Origin of the sequence: Micromonospora arborensis (assembly GCF_003205615.1) — a bacterium.
Lineage (GTDB): Bacteria > Actinomycetota > Actinomycetes > Mycobacteriales > Micromonosporaceae > Micromonospora > Micromonospora arborensis.
This window is the reverse complement of sequence record NZ_PYBV01000047.1, coordinates 35,882-41,881: the sequence shown is the minus strand read 5'-3', so window position 1 is coordinate 41,881 and position 6,000 is coordinate 35,882. Positions and strand designations below refer to the sequence as shown.

The 6,000-nt window shown below is 67.8% G+C and carries 5 protein-coding genes; 3 read left to right on the top strand and 2 right to left on the bottom strand.

Annotated features, from left to right (window positions below):
• The first annotated feature begins 106 nt into the window (after window positions 1–106).
• The 3 genes from C7C45_RS29370 (at window position 107) to C7C45_RS29360 (ending at window position 2,536) form a co-directional block, all read left to right on the top strand.
• On the top strand, window positions 107–679 hold the full coding sequence (locus C7C45_RS29370; RefSeq protein WP_244200631.1) for a tetratricopeptide repeat protein: 573 nt from the start codon (window positions 107–109) through the stop codon (window positions 677–679).
• Window positions 679–948, top strand: coding sequence for a hypothetical protein (locus C7C45_RS29365; RefSeq protein ID WP_110567609.1), 270 nt, complete (start codon window positions 679–681; stop codon window positions 946–948). The genes C7C45_RS29370 and C7C45_RS29365 overlap by 1 nt, the downstream gene beginning before the upstream one ends.
• Before the next feature lie 388 nt (window positions 949–1,336).
• Window positions 1,337–2,536, top strand: coding sequence for a low temperature requirement protein A (locus C7C45_RS29360; protein ID WP_244200630.1), 1,200 nt, complete (start codon window positions 1,337–1,339; stop codon window positions 2,534–2,536).
• 271 nt (window positions 2,537–2,807) lie between these two features.
• Here C7C45_RS29360 and C7C45_RS29350 read toward each other — a convergent pair whose 3' ends face one another.
• Both C7C45_RS29350 and C7C45_RS29345 read right to left on the bottom strand, forming a co-directional pair.
• The gene (locus C7C45_RS29350; protein ID WP_110567507.1) at window positions 2,808–4,148 is read right to left on the bottom strand and encodes a carbohydrate-binding protein; all 1,341 of its coding nucleotides are present in this window, start codon (window positions 4,146–4,148) and stop codon (window positions 2,808–2,810) included.
• Between the two features lie 183 nt (window positions 4,149–4,331).
• Entirely contained in the window at window positions 4,332–5,597 is a 1,266-nt protein-coding gene (locus C7C45_RS29345; protein ID WP_425271184.1) for a poly(ethylene terephthalate) hydrolase family protein, read from the bottom strand.
• Between the last annotated feature and the right edge of the window lie 403 nt (window positions 5,598–6,000).

The following is a 6,000-nucleotide window of genomic DNA, read 5'->3' as shown; positions in this document are numbered from 1 at the left end:
CCGCCGGCTGCCGGCTGCGCCCACAGTCCGGGCCAGGGTTAGGACCTACTCGTCTAGGTGGCGTTGGGGCAGAATACGATCCATGTCCTCGTCGCGAGATGAAGCTGTGCAGGAGCAGCCGTTGACCGCCGATGTGACGCTTGCCCGCATCAACCAAGGTGTGCAGCTGCATCATGGTCAGGGCCAGCGTGAGGCTGCCCGTGACTTGTTCACGCAGATCTGGGACGAGATCGGCGGGGAACGGGGCGATCCTTTGCATGTGTGCGTTCTCGCGCACTCGATGGCCGACGTGCAGGACGACGTCGAGCACGAGTTGATCTGGGATCAACGCGCGCTGGCGTCGGCCGACCTGCTCACCGATGCCCGATTGGCGCAGGCCGGGGTGCCGATGTCGGTGGCAGGTCTGTATCCGTCGTTGCACCTCAGCCTGGCCGAGTGCTACCGCAAGCTCGGCGATCTCGACCGTGCCCGTGAGTACCTCCAGCGCGCACAGGCGGGGATCGGCGTGCTCGGCGACGACCAGTACGGGCAGTTGATCAAGAGCGGCCTGGATCGGCTGACTCAGCAGATTGGCGGGCCGGAAGAAGGGCAGCGGTCCATCACTCGGCTCGTCCCACAAGATGTGACATCCGGGATCTGTGGGGAGCGGGCGGCCGGCGGTACGCCGACAATGGGGTGATGAAGCGAGAGGTACGCCTGATGCGGTTGACCGGGACGCGCGCTGACGGCGCGGTGGCGACGGGCGCGGTGGCTACCGGCGCGCGGGCTGCGGGGGCGGCGTCGCTCGGTGCCCTCGCCGTGGGGGCGCTGGCCGTGGGGGCCGTGGCCGTCGGGGCGTTGGCCATCGGGCGGCTGGCGATCCGCCGGGCGGTCGTGCGGGAGCTGCGCGTCGGCCGGTTGGAGATCGACGAGCTGGTGGTGCGCAGTCGACCCACTGCTGAGGGATGAACCACCCCGGCGGCGGGTGAGACGGTCGTTGGCGCTGCGCGGGGACGGCACCGGTAGGCAGGGCGCCACGAACGCCGCGAGTGACTCAAGGGCGGCGCCGACCGACCGAACAGCCCGCACCAAAACTGTGAAGGCCCGATAAAGGTGCTGACCTGCTCACGAACACCCTTCGCGAGCCGGCACGACGTGCGTGCGGACCGCATAGCACGTCGGTCAGCCGGTCGTCGGCTTTTCGAGAGAGGGCGGTGCTGGCGGGCCGGCAGCCGTCGTCGGTCGTCAGCCTCTCTGGTCATCGGGGTGCGTCTTATCCGTGGGCGGCGCGGCGACGTGGTACGACTGCTTGAGCGACAAGCCGACGAAGCGGGCGGGCCGGGTGACGAGGAACAGAGTGGCCAATCTGCTGCGCAGGCGGGACAGTCCGCAGCGGCCGACGTTCCTGGAGCTGTTCTTCGACCTCGTGTACGTCTTCGCGCTCACCCGAATTGTGCACGAGTTGGTCCTGGACTACACCAGGGGTCACGTCGCGGAAAGGTTGACCACCTCCCTTGCGGAGAACGGCGAGACTCTGCTGCTGCTTCTGGCCCTCTGGTGGATCTGGACCCAGACGGCATGGGTGACGAGCAGGTTCGATCCGTTCCAGCCGCCGATCCAGTTCGTTGTCCTTGCGACGATGTATGGGAGCCTGCTCCTGGCGGTCGCGATTTCGGGGGCTCTCGCCGAGACGGGCCTGCTCTTCGCGAGCACCTATGTCGCCATTCAGGTGGGCCGGACCCTTTTCTTCGTATTCATCGTGCGGGGTCACAATCTGCGCCGCGTCAACCTGCTGGCGCTCGTCTGGTTCTGCGCGTCGGCCGTGCCGTGGCTCGCCGGAGCGCTCGCACCCGAGGTGACACGCAATACGCTGTGGACGGTGGCCCTGGCGATTGACTACCTGGGGGCCAGACTCGGCTGGCCGGTGCCGGGGCTGGGTCGCTCACGGGTGTCTCCGTGGGCCGTGGCGGGCGAGCACCTCGCCGAACGCTACTGGCAGCTTGTCATTGTCGCGCTCGGTGAGACGATCCTGACCTCCGGGTCGAGCCTTCTCCGCGGTCCGATCGTGGCGCCACGAACGATGGCCCTCACCTTGTCGTTCCTCACCACGGTGTTGCTGTGGCGGATCTACTTCTACCGAGCCGGCCAAATCCTGGGCGAGGCCATCGCGGCATCCGCCGACCCCGGCCGGCTCGGTCGATTGGCCGAGTTCGCACACCTGCTCATGGTGTCCGGCATCCTCGCCAGCTCAGCCGGCTCCGAACTCGTCCTCTCAGATCCATCCGGAGACGCCAAAGCCGCGTGGGTCGGGGCCATCCTCGGTGGGCCTGCGCTCTACCTCGCCGGGCGTTCGGTATTCGAGTACGTGGCCTTCGCGCGGGTGTCCCGGCCACGGCCGATCGGGATCCTCGTCCTTGCGGCCCTCGCGCCGATCATGGTCGGCCTACCGCCCCTCGGGGTCGCTGCAGCAGCTGTCGCGGTCCTGCTCGGCGTCGCCGTCTCTGACACGGCCCGAGCCTACGGACGTCCACTGGAGGAGGCCTCGCCGTCACGCTGACGCGTACCAGCCTGCTCTTCGGCAGGAACGAGCCCGTTTGGTGGTGATTTTCCGCAAGCTCGACATCACCTCGCGCCGAGAACTGGCGAGACGAGACGTCGTCCGAAGGCACCCCCTGGCCCCCGCCTGGATGACGAGCGTTGATGCTTGGCACCCGCTGGTCGAGGCCGAGTGGCTCGTCGGTCACGGCATCGCGCGGTCGGTGAGGGCGCTGCGGCGGACCCGCGCCCGCCGGGAGGCCGGCTGACGGTACGCCCGGCGCCAGCACCCGTCAGCGGCCCTGCAGGCGCTTCACGTTGTCGCCGAAGGTCCACCCCTTCGACCCGTCCCAGTTCGCCGACCAGGTCATCAGCCCCTTGAGGCCGGGCACGGAGTTCCAGGCCTGCGTGACCAACGACGTCGACAGGTAGCCGCCGCCCGCCCCGTTCTGTGCCGGCAGGCCCGGGACCTGCTTGTCGTACGGCACGCGGATGGTGGTGCCCTGGATGGTGAGGCCGTTGTTCAGGCACTGCGTCTGCACCGTGAAGCCCTGCACGGTGCCCGCCGGGTAGGAGTCGCCGGCGCAGCCGTACATGCTGCCGTTGTAGTACTGCATGTTCAGCCACCAGAGCCGGCCGTTGTCCACGTACTTCTTGATGATCGGCAGGTACGAGCCCCAGATCGAGCCGTAGACCACGCTGCCGCCGGTGACGTAGGCCGTCTCCGGCGCCATGGTCAGGCCGAAGTTCGACGGCATCCGGGCCAGCACACCGTCGATGATCCGGATCAGGTTGGCCTGCGACGTCGACAGGGTGTTGATGTTGCCGCTGCCGGTCAGGCCGGTCTCGATGTCGATGTCGATGCCGTCGAAGTGGTAGGCCGTCAGGATCGGCACGATCGTGGCGATGAACCGGTCGGCGACCGCGGTGGAGCTCAGGTCGATGCCCGCGGCGGCCCCGCCGATCGACATCAGGATGGTGGCGCCGGCCGCTTTGGCCTGGCACATCTCGGCCGGGGTGGCCACCTTCACGCCGGCGTCCATGCCGTTCTCCCAGAGGACGGTGCCGTCCGAGCGGATCACCGGGAACGCCGCGTTGATGACGTTGTAGCCGTGCTGGTTGAGCCGGCTGTCGGTGATCGGAATCCAGCCGAGGCCGGGGTGTACGCCGTTGGAGGCGCCGTCCCAGTTCTCCCAGTAGCCCTGCAGCACCTTGCCGGTGGGCCGTGACTTCACCGCGCAGGTCCCACCGGTCGGCGGCGGCGTGGTGGGTGGAGGTGTGCTCGGTGGCGGCGTGGTGGGCGGCGGCGTCGTCGGTGGTGGCGTGGTGGGCGACGGGGTGGTTCCCGAGCACGCGCCCAGGTCACGCCACAGCGACGGGGTCGCGGCGGGGTTCCAGCCGGCGCCGGGGTGCGCGGTGTGGGTGACCAGAGCCTGGTAGAGCCGGCCGCCGTAGGTGACCTGGGCGCCTGCCTGGTAGGTGCTGCCCTCGGCCCAGGCCGGGGCGGTGCAGGCGACCATCGGGACGGCTTTGGCCGAGGACACGGCCGCGATGCTGCTGGGGACGAAGGCGACGGCGGCCGTGACAGTCATCGCCGCCCCGGCCACCACTGCGAAAATCCGACGGCTTCTCATGGTTCACTCCCGAGGCATCGACCGACCCGCGACCTCCACATATTGACGTTCGTGAAGTTTAATATCAAGGGTTGTTTACAGATTCCGGAAAGTTGGGGGACTCGGGCGTGATCGACTCCATGTCGCCGATGAGGCGGCATCCGGCCTCGCGGACACCGCCACATCGGCGAAGCGGAGTGGAAATTATCGGGCGAGGGACACGAGCCGGAATTGCTGGTTGGTCTGTCCGTGGCAGTCGTACAGCTGGACCTGAGCGCCGTTGGCCGTGCTCCAGACGTCCAGGCATCGTCCGGACTGGACACTGCTGATGGTGCCGTTGGAGTTGACGTTCCACTGTTGGTTGGTCTGGCTGTGGCAGCCGTAGATCTGGACCGCCGCGCCGTTGCCGGAGCCCGCCGCGTCCAGGCACATGGTGCCGTACACCTGTAGTTGTTTGGTGGAGGTGTAGGTCCAGGACTGGTTGGACTGTCTGTTGCAGTCGTAGAGGGCCACCCGGGTGCCGTTGGTGTGTGAGGCGTTGGGTACGTCGATGCACCGGCCGGACTGCGTGCCGACGATCTGGCTGGCGGAGCCGGGTGGGACGGTGGGCGAAGCGGTGGGGGTCGGCGTGTTGGTGGGGGTCGCCGTCGGGGTGGTCGGCGTCGAGGGCAGCAATGGGCAGGTGCTGCGGTAGGTGACCACGCCGCTGGAGTCCGCCAGCGGGCAGAGGAATTGGCTGTACCGGGTGTCGTTGTCGACGAACATCTTGACGAACGGCAGCATGGTCCGGACCATCACCGGGTTCGACCGGCCGACCATGAACCCATGATCGGCACCGGCAACCTCCAGGTAGACGCTCTCCGTCGTGGTGGGGAGGCTGTTGTAGAGGTTGGTGGCGTAGGACGGGGTGACCACCGTGTCCGCCTGCCCAGCGAAGATCATCGTGGGTACCCGGTCGTTGGCCAGGTTCGACGACGGCGAGTACGGCGCGATGCCGACCACTGCCTTCAACGACGAGCGCCGAGTGGCTGCGCTCAGCGCGCCACCGCCGCCCATGGAGTGACCGGCGACCGCCAGCCGGTTGGGGTCGACCCGGTCGCGTACCGGGCTCTGCTGTGTCAGGTAGTCCAGTGCGGCGAGCAACTGGGTGCCTCGGGCCGTGTCGAAGTCGTTACGGCTGTTGGTTTCGATGCCGATCACGACAAAGCCGTGGGAGGCCAGCCACGGCCCCATCCAGGCCAGTTCGGCGGAGAACAACGCGGTGTAACCCGGCGAGATCGCGATGGCCCCGAAGGTGCCCTGGCTGGTGTCGGTTGGGTAGTAGATCCTGCCGCCGTTGAAGCCGTACCCGGTCGGGACGCTGACCGACGTGTTGGCGAAGGGGCCGTTCACGGCGGTGACGCTGGTCCGGGTGGGGTCCGGGCCCCGCTGGTACGGGTTGTCGGCGGCCGACGCCGACCCGGTCGTCACCGTCAGGGTGAACAACCCGACCGCGGCTGCGAGCCCGGCGGCGGCGAGCTTGAACAGCCGTCCCCGAAAGCGGGACGTTCGAGCAGCAGGGGTATTCCCCGAGGGTGGGGGGTGGTGTCCGTGTCCTCGCACTGTCGGTACCTCCTGGTGGTGGGTGGGTGCGGGGCGGGCCTGGTCCACAGTGGGCGGTAGTGACATCCTGCGAGCCAGAATTATCGCGGCCGTTCCGGAAAGAGCGAGTGTTCGCGGAGGCGGGTGCGCCCGGCGGGACGAATCCGGGAAGTCATGCTGATCCTCTGGGGGTGGGAGGATCTTGTTAACGTTCACACTGATCGATGGATCTCAGGCTGGCAGAAAGTTCCAGGTTTTTCAACCGGTAGTTTCGGGCCTGTTACGGATCGCA

What these genes read in the sequence shown, in the direction of transcription:
- C7C45_RS29365 (WP_110567609.1), top strand. Translation starts at nt 679, where the DNA reads ATGAAGCGAGAGGTACGCCTGATGCGGTTGACCGGGACGCGCGCTGAC.
- C7C45_RS29350 (WP_110567507.1), bottom strand. Translation starts at nt 4,148, where the DNA reads ATGAGAAGCCGTCGGATTTTCGCAGTGGTGGCCGGGGCGGCGATGACT.